The sequence below is a fragment of the Paenibacillus sp. FSL R10-2736 genome, from assembly GCF_038000245.1.
GTDB lineage: Bacteria > Bacillota > Bacilli > Paenibacillales > Paenibacillaceae > Paenibacillus_AQ > Paenibacillus_AQ phytohabitans.
In genome coordinates this window covers 107821-130159 of record NZ_JBBOBN010000002.1, presented here as the reverse complement: position 1 = coordinate 130159, position 22339 = coordinate 107821, and the positions used below count along the sequence as shown (strand labels likewise).

20 protein-coding genes and 1 riboswitch are annotated in these 22339 nt (G+C 54.6%); of the genes, 14 read left to right on the top strand and 6 right to left on the bottom strand.

Features of this window, described 5'->3' with window-relative positions:
* Positions 1–406: 406 nt before the first annotated feature.
* Both NSQ73_RS28580 and NSQ73_RS28575 read right to left on the bottom strand, forming a co-directional pair.
* Positions 407–1375, bottom strand: a complete 969-nt coding sequence (locus NSQ73_RS28580) for an aldo/keto reductase (protein WP_340989559.1) — start codon at positions 1373–1375, stop codon at positions 407–409.
* A gap of 5 nt (positions 1376–1380) precedes the next feature.
* Positions 1381–2310, bottom strand: coding sequence for a LysR family transcriptional regulator (locus tag NSQ73_RS28575; protein ID WP_340989557.1), 930 nt, complete (start codon positions 2308–2310; stop codon positions 1381–1383).
* A 96-nt stretch (positions 2311–2406) separates the two neighbouring features.
* Here NSQ73_RS28575 and NSQ73_RS28570 point away from each other — a divergent pair, with 96 nt between their 5' ends.
* Positions 2407–3324, top strand: a complete 918-nt coding sequence (locus NSQ73_RS28570) for a DMT family transporter (protein ID WP_076243594.1) — start codon at positions 2407–2409, stop codon at positions 3322–3324.
* Between the two features lie 67 nt (positions 3325–3391).
* Here the strand turns inward: NSQ73_RS28570 and NSQ73_RS28565 are convergent, their stop codons facing one another.
* Positions 3392–5017, bottom strand: coding sequence for a flagellar assembly protein A (locus tag NSQ73_RS28565; RefSeq protein ID WP_340989555.1), 1626 nt, complete (start codon positions 5015–5017; stop codon positions 3392–3394).
* A 102-nt stretch (positions 5018–5119) separates the two neighbouring features.
* A riboswitch (cyclic di-GMP riboswitch) is annotated at positions 5120–5213 on the bottom strand.
* Between the two features lie 518 nt (positions 5214–5731).
* Here NSQ73_RS28565 and biuH point away from each other — a divergent pair.
* Genes biuH through atzF form a run of 8 tightly spaced genes read left to right on the top strand, consistent with a single transcriptional unit; the run spans position 5732 to position 14038 of the window.
* Positions 5732–6415 (top strand): biuret amidohydrolase, encoded by a 684-nt coding sequence (biuH, locus tag NSQ73_RS28560; RefSeq protein WP_340989553.1) that lies wholly within the window; start codon positions 5732–5734, stop codon positions 6413–6415.
* A 54-nt stretch (positions 6416–6469) separates the two neighbouring features.
* A complete protein-coding gene (locus tag NSQ73_RS28555; protein ID WP_340989552.1) occupies positions 6470–7483 on the top strand; it encodes an ABC transporter substrate-binding protein in 1014 nt (337 codons plus the stop codon).
* Positions 7484–7496: 13 nt separating this feature from the next.
* Positions 7497–8306, top strand: a complete 810-nt coding sequence (locus NSQ73_RS28550; protein ID WP_052422151.1) for an ABC transporter ATP-binding protein — start codon at positions 7497–7499, stop codon at positions 8304–8306.
* Positions 8303–9055, top strand: a complete 753-nt coding sequence (locus NSQ73_RS28545) for an ABC transporter permease (protein ID WP_340989550.1) — start codon at positions 8303–8305, stop codon at positions 9053–9055. The genes NSQ73_RS28550 and NSQ73_RS28545 overlap by 4 nt, the downstream gene beginning before the upstream one ends.
* The gene (locus NSQ73_RS28540) at positions 9055–10125 is read left to right on the top strand and encodes a ring-opening amidohydrolase (protein ID WP_340990704.1); all 1071 of its coding nucleotides are present in this window, start codon (positions 9055–9057) and stop codon (positions 10123–10125) included. Before NSQ73_RS28545 ends, NSQ73_RS28540 begins: the two co-directional genes overlap by 1 nt.
* Before the next feature lie 51 nt (positions 10126–10176).
* Positions 10177–10608, top strand: a complete 432-nt coding sequence (locus NSQ73_RS28535; protein ID WP_042140358.1) for a cupin domain-containing protein — start codon at positions 10177–10179, stop codon at positions 10606–10608.
* Between the two features lie 13 nt (positions 10609–10621).
* A complete protein-coding gene (locus tag NSQ73_RS28530) occupies positions 10622–12259 on the top strand; it encodes a PucR family transcriptional regulator (protein ID WP_340989548.1) in 1638 nt (545 codons plus the stop codon).
* Positions 12260–12265: 6 nt separating this feature from the next.
* Complete coding sequence (gene atzF / locus NSQ73_RS28525) at positions 12266–14038, top strand: allophanate hydrolase (RefSeq protein ID WP_340989547.1); 1773 nt, start codon at positions 12266–12268, stop codon at positions 14036–14038.
* A 471-nt stretch (positions 14039–14509) separates the two neighbouring features.
* On the opposite strand, the gene NSQ73_RS28520 is transcribed toward atzF, so the two are convergent.
* Positions 14510–15610: an FUSC family protein gene (locus tag NSQ73_RS28520; RefSeq protein ID WP_171720784.1), complete on the bottom strand. Its 1101-nt coding sequence runs from the start codon at positions 15608–15610 to the stop codon at positions 14510–14512.
* 294 nt (positions 15611–15904) lie between these two features.
* Here NSQ73_RS28520 and NSQ73_RS28515 point away from each other — a divergent pair, with 294 nt between their 5' ends.
* The 5 genes from NSQ73_RS28515 (at position 15905) to NSQ73_RS28495 (ending at position 20189) form a co-directional block, all read left to right on the top strand.
* Entirely contained in the window at positions 15905–17029 is a 1125-nt protein-coding gene (locus NSQ73_RS28515; RefSeq protein WP_171720783.1) for an ABC transporter ATP-binding protein, read from the top strand.
* The gene (locus NSQ73_RS28510) at positions 17019–17825 is read left to right on the top strand and encodes an ABC transporter permease (RefSeq protein ID WP_042140354.1); all 807 of its coding nucleotides are present in this window, start codon (positions 17019–17021) and stop codon (positions 17823–17825) included. The genes NSQ73_RS28515 and NSQ73_RS28510 overlap by 11 nt, the downstream gene beginning before the upstream one ends.
* Positions 17826–17845: 20 nt before the next feature.
* Positions 17846–18673, top strand: a complete 828-nt coding sequence (locus tag NSQ73_RS28505) for an ABC transporter permease (RefSeq protein ID WP_039304962.1) — start codon at positions 17846–17848, stop codon at positions 18671–18673.
* A complete protein-coding gene (locus NSQ73_RS28500; protein ID WP_171720782.1) occupies positions 18670–19743 on the top strand; it encodes an ABC transporter substrate-binding protein in 1074 nt (357 codons plus the stop codon). Before NSQ73_RS28505 ends, NSQ73_RS28500 begins: the two co-directional genes overlap by 4 nt.
* A gap of 203 nt (positions 19744–19946) precedes the next feature.
* A complete protein-coding gene (locus NSQ73_RS28495) occupies positions 19947–20189 on the top strand; it encodes a hypothetical protein (RefSeq protein WP_340989546.1) in 243 nt (80 codons plus the stop codon).
* A 483-nt stretch (positions 20190–20672) separates the two neighbouring features.
* On the opposite strand, the gene NSQ73_RS28490 is transcribed toward NSQ73_RS28495, so the two are convergent.
* On the bottom strand, positions 20673–21347 hold the full coding sequence (locus tag NSQ73_RS28490) for a hypothetical protein (protein WP_340989545.1): 675 nt from the start codon (positions 21345–21347) through the stop codon (positions 20673–20675).
* Positions 21348–21483: 136 nt separating this feature from the next.
* Positions 21484–22308 carry a class I SAM-dependent methyltransferase gene (locus NSQ73_RS28485; RefSeq protein WP_340989544.1) on the bottom strand — a complete coding sequence of 275 codons (825 nt, stop codon included), beginning with the start codon at positions 22306–22308 and terminating at the stop codon, positions 21484–21486.
* Between the last annotated feature and the right edge of the window lie 31 nt (positions 22309–22339).

The window sequence follows — 22339 nt, the reverse complement described above, 5'->3', positions numbered from 1 at the left end:
AGAGATCCGGTAATATTCTGAAATCCTGCACAAAATACAACATTTTGCCCGTTAAACCGGCCCGAATCTAAAATTGTTGTATAAAAGGCAGTATCTCGCCTACTCCATGCGGCTTAGCAGGATCAATTCTTGTATTTCCTACAACAATCCTCCGCCACAACCGGCTATCTATGAATCAAAGTTGTAGAACGTACAACACTTATGTCTGCAATGCTTACTTCATAGTCTTCATTCTGCCGGCAACAAGACAAGTGTGAGGATCTGATGTATGCCGTATTCTGCAAGTCCCACCGCGGGCCGGTAACTTGTCTGGTGGTGACTTAAGCGGGGTTTGTCTATGTAACGCACAAAAAAGCGGGCCCACGGTACACCGTGGGCCCGCTTTGGTATGTCCAGCCGGCAGCTGTTACGGCAGCCGGTAGACGGCGAACGGCTCCCCGCTGCGGAAGGCGGCGCTGGCCTGATCCAGCTGCTCAAGCGTTGCCGCATCCAGCCGGACGGAGAGACTCTGCAGGTTATGCTCCACCTGCTCCACCCGGGTGGCACCGACAATCACCGTGGAGACGGCCGGCCTGCTCATCAGCCAGGCCAGAGACAGCGCCGCCGGTGAAGTGTCCAGCTCTTCCGCTATACTGCTAACCTGCTCCCCGAGCGAGATGCGTTCCGGGGTAAGGAAGCGGCGGAAATTCGGGTCGGTTTCCGCTCTGGAACCGGCAGGGGCACTGCCGGTATATTTGCCGGTGAGAATGCCGCCGGCCAGCGGGAAGTACGGGATGATGCCCAGTCCCTGATCCAGACACAGCGGAAGCAGCTCTGCTTCAGGTGTGCGGTCGGCAAGCGAATAGCTGCACTGGATCGAGACGTATTTGGCCCAGCTGCGCGCTTCGCTGATGCCCAGCGCCTTCATCAGCTCCCCGGCAGCATAATTGGAGGCACCGATATAACGCACTTTGCCCGCAGAGATCATATCATCAAGGGTACGCAGCGTCTCCTCCAGCGGGGTGTAGGGGTCGAAGGTGTGAATCTGATACAGATCTACATGATCCGTCTTCAGCCGCCGCAGGCTGCCTTCCAGCTCCTGCATCAGATGGCGGCGGGAAGAGCCGCTTCCGTCAGGCCCGTCATGCTTCGGAAGGCCGGCTTTGGTAGCCAGGACGGCCTCATGGCGTCTGCCCTCAAGCGCGAGGCCGATAATCCTCTCCGACTCGGAGCCGGCATAGATGTTGGCGGTATCGATGAAGTTGATTCCCTGATCCATTGCGGCATGAATGATACGGATCGAGGTCTCCTGATCCGCCCTTTTGCCAAATGAGTTAGTTCCAAGGCCCAGCGCAGATACCTGCAGGCCGCTATTTCCGAGACGATTATATTCCATGTTAATCACTCCTTATCGGTATCGTTAATCAGGCCGGCTGCGGCCGGAGACGGCGGAGCGGCTTCATTGCCGGAGAAAAGCTGCAGTGCAGTATCAATAAATAATTGAACGGCAATAGAGGTCTCCTCCAGGGAATGGACGGCGATATGAATGTCGCGGTAAGCATCAGGCGCCAGCTCCCGGACCACGACATTCGGCGGCAGCGACAAGAGGGAGAGCTGTGACATCACACCGACGGCGAGCCCCTCCCTGATCATATTCAGTGCGGTAATGTAGCTGTTGACCTCGTATTTCACATTCAGCCTGCTTCCGGCCCGGTTGAATAAGTCCACTACCGGAGGCTCATAGCCCGACCGGCAGAGCAGCATAGGCTGAGCTTCCAGATCCTTCACACAGATGATCTGCTTGTACCGAAGCTCGTGATCCCCGGGCAATACGGCGTAGAGCTTCTCCCGGAACAGCGGCAGGGAGGCGAAATCCTCGACCGGCGGAATCATCAGGCCTGCGTCAATGAACCGTGATGCCAGCCAGTCCTTCACCTCGGCGACCGAACCTTCATATAATCTGATCTCAATTCCGGGGTATTTGGCAGTGATGGCACTGATAATCTTCGGGACAAAATAGGCAGCGGCAACCGGAAAGGCGCCGATGCGGATGAGGCCCTTCTCCAGGCCTTTCTCGGCGGCAAGCTCCTGATCTATCTTATCGAGGCCGCTGAGGATTCCGCGGCAGATAACCAGAATCCGCTTGCCGATATCCGTCAGCATCAATCCGCTGCGCCGGTCGCGCAGCAGCAGCTTCACGTCCAGCTCGGCTTCCAGTGCGGAGATGGCGCGGCTGACTGCGGGCTGGGTCATATTCAGCTCAAGACCCGCCTTGGTGAAGCTGCGGCTCTCAGCGATTAAGACAAATAGGCGAATTTGAGTGTTATTCATATCTAATCTGGTATGCCCCTCATGATTATAATTCATTTCAATTATGACTGAATCTATTGTATCATTTGGGAAGAAATCAGAACAAGAGGTGAACTCATGCAGAAGCGGAAGCAAACTATTGGCTTATTAGTGTTCCTGGTTATTGTCTGGGGCATCAACTGGCCGCTCTCCAAAATTGCCTTAACGTATGCCCCGCCCTTGCTGTTCGCCGGAATCCGAACGGTCATTGCCGGTATTATACTAATCATCGCGGCGCTGCCGAAGCGGAAGCAGCTGCATTTGCGCCAGCTCTGGCCCGTCTATCTGGTGTCAGCCTTCCTCAGTATCGTCTTCTACTATGGCTTCCAGACGATTGGCCTGCAGTATGTGCCGTCCGGATTATTCTCGGCCATTGTATTCCTGCAGCCGGTGCTGCTCGGAATTTTTGCCTGGATCTGGCTGGGCGAGCGGATGTACGGGCTTAAGATCGCCGGCCTCGTAATCGGCTTCCTCGGGGTAGCCTCGTTAAGCCTTGGGGGATTAACCGGAAGTATCTCGCCTATAGGCGTACTGCTGGCCTTGGCCAGTGCACTCAGCTGGGCGCTGGCTACGGTCTACACCAAACGCAATGCAGCCAGAGTAGATATGCTGTGGATGACCGCAATGCAGATCATGATCGGCGGGGTAATCCTGCTGGCGGCAGGCTCAGCTTCGGAGAGCTGGGCGGATATTACCTGGAGTAGTACTTTTATAATAAATACACTGTTCATCGCGGTCTTCGTGATTGCGCTGGGCTGGTTGGTATACTTCAAGCTGATCAATGAAGGAGAGGCCGGCAAGGTAGGCTCGTTCACCTTTCTGATTCCGCTGATTTCCATCGGCTCCAGTGTAGTCTTATTGCATGAACAGATTACGTTGAATCTGGTCATCGGTATGCTGCTGATTGTGAGCAGCATTATTCTGGTGAATGTCAGGCTGGGCCGGAATGCCGGGAGTGTCCTGCAGACCCCGGTACCCGGTCTGGGTAAGGAATAAACAAACGGCTGCTCCCTCAGAAGAGGGGCAGCCGTTTGTACTTGTCAGGGGTTACATTACAGCAGGCTTAGACCGTTTCTGCGTCCGCGTCCCGCAGGATCAGTTCTCCGCCGGACTCCAGGATACTGTTATGGGAACGGGCGATATTAATGAAGACATGCTCCTCCTGGAGCAGTTCAATGTCTTCACACAGATTACGCAGCAGCCGGGAGAAGCTGTTCAGAACACTGTCAGTGATAAACTCGGTGAACTGCCCCGGATGGGTAAAAACCTCCAGCATCTGCTTGAGCTGATCCGTACCGGGCTGGGGAGCCCCTTCCATGCACAGCAGTGCGGATTTAAGATCGCTGATCAGACACTCCATATGGCTGTACTTATCCTCCAGCAGCAGCATAACCACCAGACCGTATTTCACGGATTGCTGGCGGGATTCTACATTCTTGGCCAGCAGCCGGGCGGCTTCCCGCAGTCCGCCAACTTCAGTCAGCAGCAGACTGGAGAAGCGGTGCAGGCGGTGCTGGTGTACCCCGGCAAGTCCGGTGTGCAGGCTGCAGCCGGTTACTTGACCGCTTATATAGATACTGCCTGTAGCCGTAATTGTAGATTGGCAGACGTTGCCGTAGATATACACATTCCCTAACGCCTCAATACACATAGGGCCTTCAATATCTGAGGGTACAACGATGTCACCTGCAAACATAATCTCACGGGCTGTTGCCGCCATTTCCTTGGTGATGAGGCATAGGGCCGGAAAATCGCAGGTTGTGACGCTGCCGGAGTCTCCGCAGATGCGGGGTCTGCCCGTACGCAGAGCCGCGATCTCCCCGTTTGGAAGCAGCCGTGCATTGTCTCCGGCTGCGAAATAAATATCCTGTGGTGGAGGTGGAGGCAAGATGCCTCCTTCTACGTCAAATCCTGGAATTCCCTCTTCGGGCGGCAGCTTGCGGGCGAAGACTTCTCCCTCTCTGGCGAAGGGTGCTCCCGGAAACCGCAGATAATCTAAGGAATCTGCAGCTTCCGCGGTTCGTCCCTCCCGGAGCATTCCATTGCCTGTGAGCGTATGCTCCGGGAGGGATAGCTGCAGCCTTGATTTCTTGCCGGGCAGCGGGGCTCTGCCTTCTGCGATACAGACAGGGAGATATGTAGGGTTGTTCAGTTCGGCGTATAGGGCCGGGATATTCAGATTCCGCAGAATGGAGCGGTTATCCAGCGAAGAAAGAATCTGTTCTATGGTGAGCGTGGACAGCAGCATCGCCCGGTTAGGCTCAGCCCGGACTGCGGCTTCGAAGGAAGCCGGGCAATTGACCAGATTCCAGGCGTACTTCTCTGCACGGTACAAGGTGAAATGCACTTTGAGCTTGTCAGGTGAAACCGTAATCTGATACTGTGGCTTCTCGCAAATTTCCCAGGTAATATGATCCGCTGAGGTCACCTCAGTAGGCTCTGTAACGGTCTTCCAGTTGATCTTCAGCACTACAGGATGAACAGCGGAGATCCGGGCGGGCTTGCCGCCAGAGAGCGGGGGAGTAATGAAGATCTGATTATTCTGCACAAGGATAATTCCATCCTTATCTCCATTCATCCCGCCGGAAGTCCGGCCCTCCACAGAGAAAGAATCCAGGAATCCGGTCCGTTCAAGCATCAAGGATTCCACGAAATCATATCGGGTTGGTTCGATGAATTGCTGCGGCATTATCTTAACCTCGCTTTTTCGTATAATCAATGGCATTCGTACAGAAAAGAGCATCATAAAGCCTGGGGGATCTCCCGGTGACTGATGGCTTACGTGGTCTCTATTGGCAGCCTGGCGACCATAAACGCGGATTCTCAGCATTCTTAGGCCCATTGCTTTGCGTCCTACCCTTTCAGGAAGTTTGCCTTTAGAAATAGATCAATGATATACACTCAGCATGAGGCGATTTCAATCGACTGTAATCGACAAAAAAGGTCATAACTGGTTCCTGCGCTGCAGGAACTTCTGCAAACAAGCTTAATTCTAGTACTTAAGGAGCTATTTTTCAACTGTATTCTGCCAATTTATTAATAATCTTGAAATGTGCAGCTCTATATTGCTTGAAAAACTGGTTTCCCAGCGCTTACAGCTTATGGGAGGAGTCTGCTCTGCAAGAAAAGCCGAATCTTTGAGCTGGAGAACGGACTGCTGCTGAGGCTGCCTGCGTTGGCGGCTTTTTTTAATATATGAATGGAGTTAATCCGGGGTTAATATGTAATGTTAATGTTATATATGTAGAATAACACAAACAATTATCGCATTATTTCGTAATAAAAACGAAGACATTGCAAATTTGTTGTAATATAATCTAACAAACAGCAGGAAAAATTAAATTAATGTTAATAAACATAACATTAAATACATGCATTGAATTCTGGAAGGGGAGCATGAACCATGCAGATTACAGCAGCACCTTACACCTGGCCCTATGACGGCGTCCTTGATCCGGCGAAGACGGCACTGATGATTATCGACATGCAGACGGATTTTTGCGGCAAAGGCGGTTACGTGGAGAGAATGGGCTACGATCTCTCATTAACAGCCAGAGCGATTCAGCCGATTGGGCGGCTGCTGGCACGCATCCGGGAAATTAACGGATTCACCGTTATCCATACCCGGGAGGGCCATAAGCCGGATCTGTCCGATCTGCCGGCGAATAAACGGTGGCGGAGCAGACAGACCGGTGCTGAGATCGGCTCGGAAGGACCGGCGGGACGGATTCTCGTACGGGGCGAGCGCGGCTGGCAGATCATTGATGAACTGGCACCTATACCGGGAGAGCACATTATTGACAAGCCGGGTAAAGGCAGCTTTTATGCTACGGACCTGGATTTAATATTGAAGAATAAAGGGATTACCCATCTGATTCTGACCGGAATCACCACGGATGTCTGTGTACACACGACGATGCGCGAAGCCAATGACCGCGGTTATGAATGTCTGATCCTGGAGGATTGCACGGGCGCTACGGATTATGCCAATCACCTGGCAGCGCTCAATATGGTCAAAATGCAGGGCGGTGTCTTCGGCAGTGTGAGTGATTCGCAAGCGGTGCTGAAGGCGCTGGAGCAATTCTAAATACGAATTACGAATGACCAGTATTCCAAATAACATCATAACGGGGGAATCACCATGTGGAACAAGTCCAGAACCAAAGCGCTTATCCTGCTCACTTCACTAATGCTGCTCATTACAGCCTGCGGCAACAATTCGGATACCGGCAAGGCTGAGGGACAGGGGGCGGAAGGCTCCGGTGAGCTTAAGAAGGTTGTTCTGAGGTTGAAGTGGATTCATCAGGCGCAGTTTGCCGGGTTCTATACCGCTGTTGAAAAGGGCTTCTATAAGGAAGCGGGGCTGGATGTGGAGATTCGGCCGGGAGGCTCGGATTTTCCGGCGGTACAGATGGTTGCTTCGGGCAGTGAGGAGTTCGGGGTAACCGGTGCTGACCAGATCATTATTGCCAGAGAAAAAGGCGTACCGGTTAAGGCGTTATCTGCGATATACCGCAAAACCCCGTTCGTAATGTTCACGCTTAAAGAATCCGGTATCACCACAATGGAAGATCTTGTTGGCCAAAAGGTGGGCATCAAGCTCGGCGGCAATGAAGAGCTGACCTTCCGTGCTATGGAGAAAAGCGCGGGCATCGAAACCTCGCAAATCGAAGAGATGCCGATCAAATATGATCTCAGCCCCTTGTTGACCGGCCAGGTCAAGGCATGGCCCGGATATGTAATTAATGAGGTGCTGGCTGTGCAGGAGCAGGGCAAGGAAGTCAATATTATCGACCCGAACGACTATGGCATCAATTTCTATGCCGACACTCTGTTTACCACGGAGTCTGTGATTGAGAAGGATCCGGAAATGGTCCGGAGTTTCGTACAGGCCTCCATGAAGGGCTGGGATTATGCGATGGAGCATCCTGAGGAAGCGGCGGAATTCGGCCTGAAATATGGAGAAAAGCTTGATCTTGCGCATGAAGTCAGCATGATGAAGGCCAGCATTCCGCTGCTTGAGCCGGAGAAGCTCCCGCTCGGCTCGATGGACGAGGCGGCGTGGGAGACGCTGCAGCAGAATCTTATCGATCTGGACTTTGTGAAAAAGCAGCAGGACATCGGCTCATTGTTCACCAATGAGTACTTGAATTAAGGAGGGAACCGGTATGACAACAGCGATGAAAGAACAGATGGATTCCGCCCCTGTGAAGAATCCCGGTACCCGGGACACGATGCTCTCCTTGCGCAATTGCTCTCTTTCCTTCGGCAATGTGCCTGTGCTTGATAATGTCAGTCTTGACGTATACCGAAATGAATTCATCTCCATTCTCGGACCGAGCGGCTGCGGGAAATCAACGACACTGCGGCTGATGCTGCGGCTGCTAAGCCCGGAAGGAGGCGGGGAGGTTGCGTATTCCTCCCCGGACCTGTCGCTGGGCATGGTCTTTCAAAAGCCTGTACTGATGCCATGGCTCAGTGCCCTGCAGAATGTCATGCTGCCCCTTGAGCTGGGCCCGAAGAAGAAATTCAGCAAAAAGGAAGCGCGTGAAAAGGCGGAAAGCGCCCTGCGGCTGGTCGGCCTGCAGGATTTCCAGAACCACTTCCCGCATCAGCTCAGCGGCGGAATGCAGCAGAGGGCGGCGATTGCCAGAGCCTTGGCTGCCGATCCGACCGTGCTGCTGATGGATGAGCCGTTCGGTGCGCTGGATGAACTGACCCGTGAGAAGCTGAACTTTGAGCTGCTGCGTCTGTGGGAGAGTCCGGAGACAAGTCTAAGCAGCATTGTAATGGTTACCCATTCTATTCAGGAATCCGTGCTTCTGTCGGACCGGGTGGTGATGATGTCACCCCGGCCGGCCGGGGTGACAGATATTATTCCGGTACCGCTGCCTTCACCGCGTCAAGCGGGAATGGAAGAGCTGCCGGAATTCCACCGGACCGTCAAGGAATTGAGAAAGCGGGTGAAGCATCTATGACAGCCAAACTCAAGGACAGCCTGTACCCGGTCACCTTTGCGCTCGGCTTCCTGATCTTGTGGGAGCTGGCCGTACGGCTCCTGTCGGTTCCGATGTATCTGCTGCCTTCTCCAACCCAGGTGGTCTCGGCCATCGATGGTTCGCTGTGGTCCCATACGCTGGTTACCCTGGGTGAATCCCTGACCGGGTTCATGCTTGCTAACATACTGGGCCTGGTTACTGCGGTTATTTTTGTTCATTCCAAGCCGATTGAGAAGGGGATGTTCCCGCTCGCCATTGCCCTTAAGACTACACCGCTGGTTGCACTGGCGCCGCTGCTTGTCGTGTGGCTGGGAACCGGATATACCTCGAAGGTCATCGCTTCGATGCTGATCTGCTTTTTCCCGATTCTGGTGAACAGTGTCAAAGGTCTTAAGGCGATTGAATACGAGGCCTGGGAGCTGTTCTCCACCTATAAAGGAACCAAAAGCGAAATCTTCTGGAAGCTGCGGCTGCCGACCAGTCTGCCTTATATCTTCTCCGCACTGAAAATCTCGACCTCGCTTGCCATTGTTGGAGCGATTGTCGGTGAATTTGTCGGGGCCAATAAGGGGCTGGGTTATGTGGTGCTCGTCTCCTCTTACCATATGGATACTCCGGTGATGTTCTCGGCCATTATTGCTTCGGCGCTGTGCGGCCTGCTGCTGTTCTGGTGTATCGGACTGCTGGAGAAGAAGGTTATTTTCTGGACAAGGAGCGATGATCTGTGATGAAATGCTCGGTGATCAAAATCCCTGCAGGTGCGCCGAATGACATGTCCGGCCTGCAGGCGGCGATAGAAGAGGGGCTGTTCCGTCCCGAAGAGGTTGCAGCTGTACTGGGAAAGACCGAGGGGAACGGCTGTGTTAATGATTTCACGCGGGGCTATGCCGTTATGGCGCTGAAGGCGTTCTTCGCCGGGGTGTCCCAGGAACAGCGGCCTGCAGAAATATCCTATGTGATGTCCGGAGGGACGGAAGGTGTGCTCAGCCCGCATTTCACGGTAATTAGCCGCAGCGGCCAGGCAGAGACGGGCGTAAATGCTGATGGTCTAAAGTCACTTGCGGTCGGTACGGCCAGAACACGGATCTTCCGGCCGGAGGAGCTGGGCCGGCTCAGCCAGGTGGACGCTGTGGCGGATGCCGTGGCCCGGGCGGTCCTGGATGCCGGAATCACCTCAAAAGCGGATGTGCATTTTGTGCAGATTAAATGCCCGCTGCTCACTGCAGAGCAGATGTATGACGCGCACAGCCGTCAGGTATCGCTCGTTACAGAGGATACCTATAAATCCATGGGATATTCCAGAGGTGCATCCGCACTGGGGACTGCCGTTGCCCTGGGTGAAGTGGAGCGCTCGACCTTAAGTGAAGAAGATATATGCGTGAGCTGGGATAAATTCAGCGCTGTGGCGTCTACTTCAGCCGGAAGTGAGCTTGCCTACTGCGAAGTGATTGTGTTCGGCAATTCGCTGTCTGCGGAAGGCCCGTATCACATCGACCATGCAGTCATGAAGGATGCTATTGACGGCGCAGCGCTGCAGGGCCTGCTGGACCGGTATCCCGGTGAGGAGCTGGTGCAGGTGCTGGCCAAAGCTGAAGCTGATCCGGACGGAGTCATCCGCGGACGGCGCCATATCATGCTGGATGATTCGGATATCAATCATACGCGGCATGCGCGGGCCGTAGTCGGCGGTGTACTGGCCTATGTCGGCGGCGATCCGATGATCTACGTATCCGGCGGAGGCGAGCACCAGGGCCCGAAGGGCGGAGGGCCGGTAGCGGCTGTATTCCGCCGCAGATAGCGGGTTTTTTCAACCTATACCTATAACTTATACATCATGGAGGAATGGATTATGCATACACAGGAAACGGAAGTGCTGACAGCGGCGGACATGACATGGGAGTTAATGCCGAATCATATTGAGCTGTACCACCGGGAGATCGTCTCGGCAGCGCAGGCGGACCGTCTGGGCATCCGGATGAGCTCGATTCTGTGGGAGAAGCTGGGTGTTGGCGGTCAGGTATTGCCACACTATCATGATGTGGTGGAGATTATTCATATCACTGTGGGGGAGGTCAAGCTGCTATGCGAGGGTGAATGGTACAGCTACCGGGCCGGGGATACCTTCCATGTACCTGCGGGTGTAGTCCACTCCGTTGCGAATGCGGGTGATTCGCCGTCTGAGCAGATCAGTATTTTTGTGCCGGCCGAGGCGAATGTACCTGCGAACCATTTTTTTGGCACCACTCTGATCGAGGATGTGTATTCTTCCAAGCTAAAGTAAAGGCGGCGGAGCTATGGGCAGCAATGTAATCACCGGATTGAACTGCAGCGATATCCTGCTGATTCCCGATCTGAAGGAAGCGGTGGTCCTGGCGGGAGCCGGAGGTCTTGGGCGTTACATTAACCGTGTCAATGTGATGGAGGTTCCCGATGTGATTGACTGGGTCCGTCCGGGAGAATTTCTGATTACCAGCGGTTTCCCCTTCCACGGTCAGCCGGAGCTCATCACCGAGATTATTCCCCAGCTAAATCAGAAGGGCGTATCCGCGCTTGGAATCAAGACAAAGCGTTATATCGACGAAATTCCGGCACGGGCGCTGGAGCTGGCGGATCAGCTTAATTTCCCGATCTTCGAGCTGCCGGCGGCTATCTCCTTCTCCGACGTTGTACGTGACATTATGGAACGGGTGCTCGTGCAGGAGGCCAGGGAGCTCTCCCAGCTGCAGAGCCGCTTCCAGAAGCTGTCCAAGCAGCTTCTGCATGGCGACGGCATCGAGGATTTCCTGCTGACGCTGGATGGTATGCTGCATAATCCGGTTGTGCTGCTGGATGATACCGATCAGGTCCTCTGTTCCCCGCAGGCAGAGGCGCTAGAGCTGGCAGAGCAGCTTCCGTTATGGATGCAGCTGCGCCAGGAGGGCAGTCTCGGGATTACCTTCCTGACGGTCGGAGAGCGGCGGATCCGCGCCTATGTATCGTCCGTCCATGACAAGGGAGTGGATCAATGCCTGCTGGTGCTGCTGGAGTGGAACCGCGAGCTGGCGGTTGTAGATCAGTTAACCATTGACCGGGTGGGAGTACTGGTCGGGCTGGAGATGATCAACGCCGGTGCCCGCCGGGAGGTTGAACTGAAGTATGTCGACCAGTTTCTGCAGGACTGGATCAGCGGCCGGATTGCCGCAGCCGAGGATTTGAAGCTGCGGGCCGAGGCCTGCGGCTGCCCGCTTCCTGAGCGCCCGCTGCGCGCTGTAACCGTCGGCTGGCTGGAGGAGAAGCCGGAGCTTAAGCAGCTGCAGCAAGCGGTGAAGCGGGTGCGGGCCCGGGGAGATCTTCAGCATGTGAAGCTTACGATCCTTGAAGGAGAATTGGTTCTGACGGTTCCGGAGCAGCCGGATATTCCATTGGAGGAAACGCTGGGACGGCTGCTGGCTGAGATGAACCGGGTGTTTGCCAAGGAGAGCTGCGCCTTCTGCATCGGAGATCTTGCGGAAGGTCCCGACCAGGTGCGCTTCAGCTATGAGTCCGCCCGCAAAATCGCCCGTATCTGCGAGGTCAGCGGTTACAGCGGGGCTTATGTGGATTACCGGAAGCTGGGTGTCTTCAGGCTGCTGTACCATTTGCCGGAGCTTGCGGAGATCAGCGCGTACAGGGACCAGTACATCGTTCCGCTGCTGGAGTATGACAGCAAGCATGGAGTGTCTCTCGTGCAGACACTCCAGCTGTATTTCAAGTGCAACCGCAACATCAAACGGACCTCAGCCGAGCTGTTCACCCATTATAATACGGTGACTTACCGGATAGAACGGGCCTGCGAGCTGCTGGGACTCAGCCAGAATGACGGTGACGATATGCTGGAGCTGCAGCTTGCGCTTAAGCTGCACGAGATGAGCAGCGGCCGCAGGGTACGTACGGATTCGCAGAGAAGGAGATGAAGCATCATGACGGCAATAACTGAATTTCCCGCCAAGCTGACCGCAGGCTGGCTGCGCGGGCAATATTTAAGCGGTGTGCTGGCCCCGGAGGAGGTGGTCCGGGAGATCATCCGCCGCGCTGCACGCGACAAGGAAATGAACATTTGGATTGAGCCGCCTGCCGAGGCGCATATCCGTCCCTTTCTTGAGAGGCTCAGGGAGCTGGACCCGCAGAGCCATCCGCTGTGGGGCATTCCGTTCGCCGTTAAGGATAACATCGATGTTAAGGGACTGCCCACAACGGCAGCTTGTCCTGAATATGCTTATCAGCCGGATCATGACTCTTCGGTTGTCGCAAGATTGGTTGCTGCGGGAGCTATTCCTCTCGGCAAAAGCAATCTGGACCAGTTCGCCACCGGTCTCGTCGGTGTACGCAGCCCTTACGGCGAGACGCATAACGCCCTGCGCCCGGAATATATCAGCGGAGGCTCCAGCGCCGGATCCGCCGTGGCTGTTGCCCGTGGCCAGGCCGTGTTCAGCCTGGGCACCGATACCGCCGGCTCGGGCCGCGTGCCTGCCTCGCTGAACGGGCTGGTCGGCTATAAGCCCAGCCTCGGCGCCTGGCCGGTGCGCGGGGTAGTGCCCGCTTGTGCCAGCCTGGACTGCGTCACCGTGTTTGCGCACAATCTGGAGGATGCCCTCGCGGTGGACCGCGCAGCGCGCGGCTTCGATGAAGCTGACCCCTGGTCGCGTTCCGTGAAGCTGGGGCCCGCCGCTCTTCCGGCGAAGCTGCTGCTTCCGGAGGCTCCGCCGGAGTTCTATGGCCCCCATGCCGAAGAATACCGGGAGGCCTGGGGACGGGCCGAAGCAGCCGTGCAGGCATTGGGGCTGCCGGTTGAACGGGTGGACTGTACGCTGTTCTCCGAAGCGGCAGCTATCTTGTACGAGGGTCCCTGGGTAGCCGAGCGCTGGGCCGGTCTGGGTGAGTTCGTGGAGAATCACCGTGAAGCTGTGCTGCCGGTGACGGAGTCCATCTTGTCTTCCGGGGCGGCCGGGTGCCATACGGCCGCGAGCCTGTTCCAGGCCATGCACCGGCTGCAGCGCTATAAGCGGGAAGCGGAGCTGCTGCTGAAGGATGCCGTGCTGGTGCTCCCGACCTGCGGCGGAACCTGGACCCGGGAGCAGGTTGCCGGCAATCCGGTAGGGGCCAACTCCGATATGGGGCGCTATACCAACCACTGCAACCTGCTTGATCTGTCAGCCGTGGCGGTTCCTGCCGGGGATGCGGCGGAGGGCCTGCCGTTCGGCATCACGATGTTCGCTCTGGCGGACAGCGAGCATCTGCTGGCCGGAGCGGGCGCACAGCTTCTTGGAGAGAGCGGTCCGCCGGAAGGTGCTGTTGATGAGACGGCATCTCCCGGTATGATGACACTGGCTGTCTGCGGTCTTCATATGCGCGGCTTCCCGCTGGAGAAGCAGATGCTGGAGCATGGTGCCCGGTTCTGGCAGGAGGCGCGGACGGCCCCGTGCTATGAGCTGGTCAAGCTCCAGACGGTGCCGCCGAAGCCAGGCTTGCTCAGACAATCGGCAGGCGGAGGCTCTGTCGGGCTGGAGCTGTGGCGGATGCCGGCGGCATCGCTGGGCGCATTCGCGTCGCTCATACCCGCTCCGCTGGGCCTGGGGCGGGTGGTGCTCGAAGACGGCCGGGAAGTGACCGGCTTCATATGCGAAGGCTATGCCGCCGCCGGAGCCGAGAACATTACGGCGCACGGGGGCTGGAGATATCTGCCCGTGAATTGAATAACGTCCTGTTGGAGCGCGCGAACGCCCCGCAAGCAGAAGTATGGCTTGCGGGGCGATTTGATATTCCTGACAAGCGGTGTAGATTCCAGGCTGCTCATTGTTTTTTTTGATATTCCGGAAGAAGGCAAGATGATAATTACGCAGTGCCCCGATTACGGTACATGCGGTATACTTAATTGCACTTTGTACAACTAAATCCTCTGATTTACAACCGATCATCTGTTTAGTTGTATTTCATACAATTAAACTGCTCTATATAGATTGGGTTTCACTCATTCGGGCAAATTTAGTTGTACAGAATACAGTTATCAGAGGAAAGCCATCCTTTTTGCTGTTTTTAATTGTACAGAATACAACTATCACGGAATGCTCACTTCGGTCTAAACTTCACATAATTGATGAATTGTTAAATTGTTGAATGGATCACTTGTACTAGCCCCCACCCCAAAAAAAAGGACGCTCCCCAGCTTATAGCTTATGGGAGAGTCCTTTTTGTATGAAGCGTATAGCGCGCGCCGGTACAGCCTTGGCTGGTTGTGCTGCGACTGAGATTGCCGCATAATCGGCACGTTCAATCTCTTCAAGAATCCGGTTCAGATGCGAGAACACTGCGCCAAGATCACGGAATGCGGCGAGCGGGCATTGGCCCTGCAGCTCAGAGAACCAGGCCAGCTGTACATCACGGGCGCGGCGCAGGCTCTCGGGGAGCGAACGTCCGCATTCCGCATCCGACAGTGTCCGGGTGCCATATAAGGCAATGCAGTCTGCCGTTGCCGTTACTACCTCTGTCATCCAGTCGGCTGCGGCATAGTGGGCAGGGAGCAGCGAGAGCTCTTCGGAAATTCCTTTGACGTAGGAATGCACCCTGCTGAGATGGGAGGTTGCCTGTGACAGCGTACCGAGCTCTTTGCGGCACTGGTAATGGGAGAGCGTGAAGTGCAGCTCTTTCTGCAGCTGCTTGCTCTTGCCCAGCAGTTCACCGGAAAGCTTAAGTGCGGTCAGCGCCTGCGTAGCATCCCGTCCCCCGGAAGTTAGACCGGTTAAGGCATCGGACAGTGTCAGGCTGCCCCTCAGTGCCAAGTCTTTGACCTTGACGAACCCCTTGGGCGGAACGATAATCATATTTATGATTAAGGCAATCAGTACACCGATTAAGGTCTCGGCGACTCTCCAGACGATATATTGGTCATGATAGAAGGTGAGCGCCAGGACGGAAGTGACGCCAACCTGTGAAACGGCCTGGATATTAATCCGGCAGGCGGTGGCTACGCCTATGCCGAGCAGCAGCATCAGCAGGATCGAGAGCGCTCCAACATCGAAGAAGCGGCCCACAACCAGGCTGGCGATTCCGCCTAGCACAATACCGAGCAGCCGGTACACCCCTTTTTCGAGGGAGGCTTTGACACTGCTCTGGGTGATAAGAATCGCCGCCAGCGGCGCAAAGTACAGATAACGGTCGCCATACAGGCTGTGTACCGCGAGCCAGGATAGTGATGCAGCAAGGGTAACACGTATCATATAAAGGGATAATCCGAACTTCTCAAGGCGGTCTTGTAACCCCTCGTTCATGGTAGTCATCTTCTTTCGCAAATGTAAGAAAAATTTTATGTTTTTCAGCCGTTTTCATTATAGCACCTCAAAACAGGCCCCGCCGGGTCCATTTTTTACGAACTTGTTAAGTTTCTGCGATGCATTTAATAATGTAAGCTATCGCATATATAGGATTATTCCTATATGCTATATATATTGAAGTCTGTCGAACATAGGGAGGAATTGTCGCTTATCCGCGCTGAGCATGCTGTTTCTGGATTGTCTCCCGCAAGAAGCGGGTAAAATAGGTTGTACTACATAAGGTAAGGGAGGTTGTTAGCTATAGCTACCCCGGAAGGCACTATTATTTCATTTGATCAGGTTATTAAGCAATATGACGACGAAGAGGCTGTACTCAAAGGCGTGAGCTTCGAAATTGAACGCGGTAAATTCTATACTCTGCTGGGCCCCTCGGGCTGCGGGAAAACGACCATTCTGCGACTCATCGCCGGCTTCGCCGAGCCGACTGAAGGTTCTATTTATCTGAACGGTAAAATCATCAACCACATTCCAGCCAACGAGCGGCAGGTGAATACGGTATTCCAGGACTATGCGCTGTTTCCGCACCTGAACGTATTCGAGAATGTGGCTTTCGGACTGCGGATTAAGAAGCTTAAGAAGGATGTCATTAATCAAAAGGTGCAGGAAGCGCTGCGCTTCGTCAACCTGGTCGGCTATGACCAGCGGGCCATTAATGAAATGTCCGGAGGACAAAGACAGCGGGTCGCAATTGCACGCGCGATTGTCAACGAGCCGCAGGTTCTGCTGCTGGACGAGCCGTTATCGGCACTGGACCTTAAGCTGCGCACGGAGATGCAGTATATTCTGCGGGAAATGCAGCAGCGGCTGGGCATCACCTTCATTTTCGTTACCCATGACCAGGAAGAGGCGCTGGCGATGTCCGACTGGATCTTCGTCATGAACGGCGGAAAGATTGAGCAGAGTGGTACGCCTAATGATATCTATGATGAACCGATCAACCGCTTCGTGGCGGATTTCATCGGCGAGTCGAATATCGTGCCGGGCGTAATGATTGAGGACTATGTGGTTGAATTTAACGGCCACCGGTTCGAGTGTGTCGATGCCGGCCTGAAGCCGAATGAAGCCGTGGAAATTGTGATCCGCCCTGAGGATCTGGAGATTGCCACCGTAGAAGCGGGCAAACTGAAGGTGCGCGTGGATTCCCAGCTGTTCCGCGGTGTGCATTATGAGATCAGCTGCTATGACGGTTCCGGCCACGAATGGCTGGTCCATTCCACCCGCAAGGCGGAGGTAGGCAGCGAAATCGGGCTGTATTTTGATCCGGAAGCGATCCATGTTATGCGTTTCGGCGAAACGGAGGAAGAGTTCGACAAACGTCTGGAGGCTTACGGCGAGGTGGAGAGCGATGAAGAGTAAGGGCAAGTCGTACTACCTCATCCCGTATTACCTGTGGATTGCGTTGTTTGTTATTGCACCGGTGCTGCTGGTTGTCTATTATTCCCTGTTCGATCTGGACGGGAAGCTGACGCTGGATAACTACGTCAATTTCTTCACACCGGTATATATGAGAATGATGCTGAATTCCTTCTGGTATGCTTTTCTGATCACACTGTTCTCGCTCTTGGTGGCGTACCCGGCAGCCTATCTGCTGACGCGTACGAAGCATAAGCAGCTGTGGCTGCTGCTGATTATTCTGCCGACATGGATCAATCTGCTGCTGAAGACGTATGCCTTCATCGGCATCTTCGGCACCTTCGGCCCGGTCAACAATTTCTTTGATCTGGTGGGGCTCGGGGAGCAGCAGATCCTATTCACCGGCTTCAGCTTTGTGTTTGTGTCCGTCTATATTTTCATTCCATTCATGATCCTGCCGATCTTCAGTGCATTGGATGAGATGAATCTGTCGCTGGTGGATGCTGCGCGTGATTTGGGCGCCTCCGGCTGGACGACGTTCCGGAGGGTAGTGTTCCCGCTCACGATCTCCGGGGTCCGCTCCGGCTGCATGGCGGTATTCATTCCCGCGCTGTCGCTGTTTATGATCACGCGTCTGATTGCCGGCAACCGGGTGATTACACTCGGCACCGCTATTGAGCAGCATTTCCTGGTCACACAGGATTGGGGCATGGGCTCCACGGTAGCGGTATTCCTGATCGCCATTATGGCGCTGTTCATGATACTTACGGGCAGCTCGCGGAAAGGAGGGCGCGCGTGAAGAGCAAGAATAGAAACAAAATCAAAAATAAAAACGGGATCGCGAATATCTATCTGGTGCTGGTCTTTCTGGTTCTGTATGCGCCGATTTTCTATCTGATGTATTACTCGTTCAACAGCGGCGGCACCATGCATGAATTCGAGGGTTTCACGCTGGATTATTACCGCGAAGTCGTGGCCGATACCCGGCTGATGATTATTATGATTAACACACTGGTCATTGCGTTGCTGTCCTCGGCGATTGCAACGCTGATTGCAATCATCGGGGCACTGGCGATTCAGCATGTCCGCAGCCGCCGGGCCAAGAATACGCTGCTCTCGCTGAATAATGTGCTGATTGTCAGCCCGGATGTCATTATCGGAGCCTCCTTCCTGATCCTGTTCACCATTGTCGGGATCAAGCTGGGCTTCACCTCCGTTCTGCTCTCGCATGTGGCATTCAGCATTCCGATTGCCGTTATCATGATCCTGCCGCATCTGCAGGAGATGAGTCCGACACTGACCGATGCCGCCCGGGATCTTGGGGCTACCCGCCGCGATGTGCTGACGAAGGTGATTCTGCCGATCATTAAGCCGGGGATCTTCAGCGGATTCTTCATGGCCCTGACCTATTCCCTGGATGATTTCGCGGTAACCTTCTTCGTAACAGGCAACGGATATTCCACCTTGTCGGTTGAGATCTATTCGAGGGCGCGCCAAGGGGTCTCATTGTCGATTAACGCACTGTCGACACTAATCTTCCTCTTCACCATCCTGCTGGTAATAGGCTACTACTACCTTAACCAGCGGAAGAGCCGCCCGGCTATGCATATTGCAGAACCGGTAGCAGAAGCGGGGGTGCCTAGATGAAACAGCTGGTAAATACGTTTCTGGCGATTCTGATCGTAGCATTCGGGCTGATGTTCCTGGCCTCCAGGCTGAACTCGGCCGAAGGCTATTCCGGCGGCAATACGCTGACGATCTACAACTGGGGCGACTACATCGATCCCGAGCTGCTGGAGCAGTTCCAGGAGGAAACGGGCATTACAGTGATCTACCAGACCTTTGACTCCAATGAGGCGATGCTGACCAAGGTTGAGCAGGGCGGTACGGTCTTCGATGTCGTGGTCCCTTCCGACTATGCCATTGCTAAGATGCGGGAAGAGAAGCTGCTGCTGCCGCTGGATCACAGTAAGCTTCCGAATCTGGCCAATATCGGTTCCAAATTCATGGATCTGTCCTTTGATCCCGGCAACCTGTATTCGGTGCCTTATTTCTGGGGGACGGTAGGTATCATCTACAACCCCGAGATGACGGAGGGCATCGATTTCAGCAGTTGGGATTCATTGTGGGATAAGCGGCTGGACAATAATATCTTCCTGGTCGATGGAGCACGCGAGGTGATGGGCATGGCGCTGAACAGTCTGCACTATTCCGTCAATGACAGGAATGAAGAGCATCTGCAGGAAGCGCTGACCAAGCTGAACCGGCTGTCGCCGAATGTGAAGGCGATCGTCGGCGACGAGATCAAGATGCTGCTGGCGAACGAAGAGGCGGCTGTCGGAATCGTCTGGTCCGGCGATGCTTCGGAGATTATGGATGAGAACGACAAGCTGGATTACGTGGTGCCGGAGGAAGGCTCGAACATCTGGTTCGACAACATGGTCATTCCGCGCGGAGCAGCCAATATCGAAGGGGCACATAAGTTCATCAACTTCATGCTCCGCCCGGATGTGGCGGCGCAGAATACGGAATATGTCGGCTACTCTACGCCGAACGTTCCCGCCCTGGAGCTGCTGCCGGAGGACATCTCCGGCGACGAGCGCTTCTACCCGCCCGCCGAGATCACAGACCGGCTGGAGGTCTACGATAACCTCGGCAAGCGGATGCTTGCCCATTATAACGAGCTGTTCCTGAAGTTTAAGATGAATAAGAAGTAGGTTGCCGGTCATTGAGTGCCCGCATGCGGAGGTTTCGCATGCGGGTGTTTTTTTGCTGGAGGGAGGGGCTAGAAGGATGGGGCTGGAGGGGGAAGTGAGAAGGAGGGAGAGAAGGGGAAGCTGGAGGGATAAGGTTAGAGGGATTGGGCTAGAAGGGGGAGGCTGGAAGGCTAAGGCTAGAGGGTGAAGCTGGGGGCTAGGGCTTGAGGGAGAGAAGGGTGAAGTTGGAGGGAGAGAAAGGGGGGGAGGCTAAGGCTAGAGGGATTGAAGAGAAAGAGTTAGCTGGAGGGCTGAGGCTAGAGGAAGGGGAGAAGGATGAAGCTGAAAGGCGAGGGTCAGAGGGGTTGCCTAGAAGGGCGAAGCTGAAGGTTAGGGTCAGAGCACAGGTGAGGGACATGACTAGTTGGAGAATTGCATGGCTCCCTCACCTGCTACTGAGTGAATAGGCAGTATTAGTTGGATTTTCTACACTTACTGGTGAACGAATGAACCCTGCGAATGCAGCAGTTGGATAAACAGCACTTAAATTATTACATTTCACCCCAAGTAGCTGAAATCACCCAAATTAGTTGCTGTTTTTCCACTTGCTTGCCCACGATCCTACGAAATCGATAAATTAAGATACCTTTTTCCACTTACTGTTACAGCAGTTGATTCGCGGTACTATAGCCTACAGCCAGCAGCGGGTTCAACGATCCACCTGAACGTTGCTGGCGGTTCTGGTTAAAGCTCAGCGTACTTTTCGGATACATGTTACTGGGCAAACGTCGAGCGGACAAAGTATAGCGGTGATCCACTTGATGTTGCAATGTTCATCTACGTCAGTCTACGGCCTCGCAACGGATCGCATTAATGCTGGTCCGCTGCCCGCAGCCGTTACATTAAATTTGGTCTGCTGCGGAACCGCAAGTAGATTGCTCCTTATGAGACTAATTAAAATATTCAAGCACACTGCGTTTCAGCTCATACCGTGCGGTCCGTTCCTGATTACTGGTGGGGACGGGAAGGAGCCAGCCTTTGTCAGCCAGATTGTGTAACGTCCGGACTGCGGTTCTGTAATCGACAGAGAAATGTTCCTTCACATCCTGCGGGCGGATGGGCCGGGCCAGCTGGATAATCAGCCGGATTACCTCCTGCTCCATTAGCTGTACACGTGACACAGGTGCCTCGGCAGGCTGATATCTGCCCAGTACGAGCCGCAGTAGGGTCATACAAAGCTCAGGGCGCTGCTCAACATCATCGTACGCGAATGAAATCACATGATAGCCCATGGCGTACAGGAACGTTTCCCGGTTAAGTTCGCCGCAGTATTTAGTCCGGTCCATATCGCGTACATGTGAGGCATAGCCTTTGATCTCGATGAGCAGCTTCACGTATCCCGGTAACCAGGCGAAATCTGCAAAATAAGATCTTCCCCGCCAGTCCATGACTTCATACTCCGGATGAAGTCCGCCAAAGTGGCCCCGCAGAGGCCACCAGATTTTCCTCAGGAACAGAACCTCGGCATGCCGGTGCCCCCGCTCCAATCGTGCCCGCCGTTCTCCCTCAGGCCTGCTGCCCAGATGTCCGTTGATAAACTGCAGATGTGCTTCTTCGAATATCATTACGCTCCAACCTCCCCGTGAAAATAGAAAACGCCCCGGCTCCCCCAATTGGGGAAAACCGGGACGTTCTTCGTCTCGCTGTTATTAAGTATAGTTTACAAGCTTGATTCTGACTAGAATATAGCAGGAAAAGTTTCTATTTCACGCCGATCCGCATCCGGTAGCTAATCAGCACCTGCAATGTCCGGCCTCGGAAGTAGTTCTTAACCTCTGCCGAGAACTCGGCAATATCTTGCTCAAGTGAGGCCGGGCTAAGCTTCAGAACCGATTGCATTCCGCCTTGGCTGAGGGCAAGGCCGATATAGCGCTCTGCATCGCAGGCTTCTGTGTTGTGAAAAACGATTTCTCGCGCGTAAGTGAAACATCCGCTGGCTTTGATCCGGCCGAGATGTCCTTCCTTGTCCCATTTACGGGCCTGTTCGGCATCGGGCTGAAGCCCGGCGAGCAGGTCATCCGAAGTGGCGATCAGCCCATTGTAACGGGCTTCAATAGCAGGGTTCAGTACCAGAGGCCAATCGCAGTCATAGGCAGCGAACACTCCGCCGGGACTCAGGCAGCGGGAGATTTCCTGAAGTGTGCTGGCCGGGTCCATCCAGTGGAATGACTGCGAGCAGGTGATGATGTCGACGCCCTCTGAGGCGAAGGGAAGCTGATTGGAGTAGCCTTGGATAAAAGATACGGATTCAGTCCCGCTGTGCAGGCGGTCCAGCTTCTCCTGCGCTTTGCCCAGCATATCCGGGTTAGGCTCCACTCCGGTTACGGAGTCGGCGGCGTCTTTCCACAGGAAGGTGGACAGACCGGTGCCGCAGCCTATATCAGCGACCACGGCCGGACGGCGGCCCAGGTAATTACTCAGCAGATCAATAACCAGCGGCGGCGCTTCGGGCCGGTAACGGTCGTATTCGTCCTGATATCCCAAGAAGCGGTCAATATTAGGCTTGCTGTTGCCTGCAGGAATCATAGGAATCAGCCTCCATATGAGTTTTGTTTGT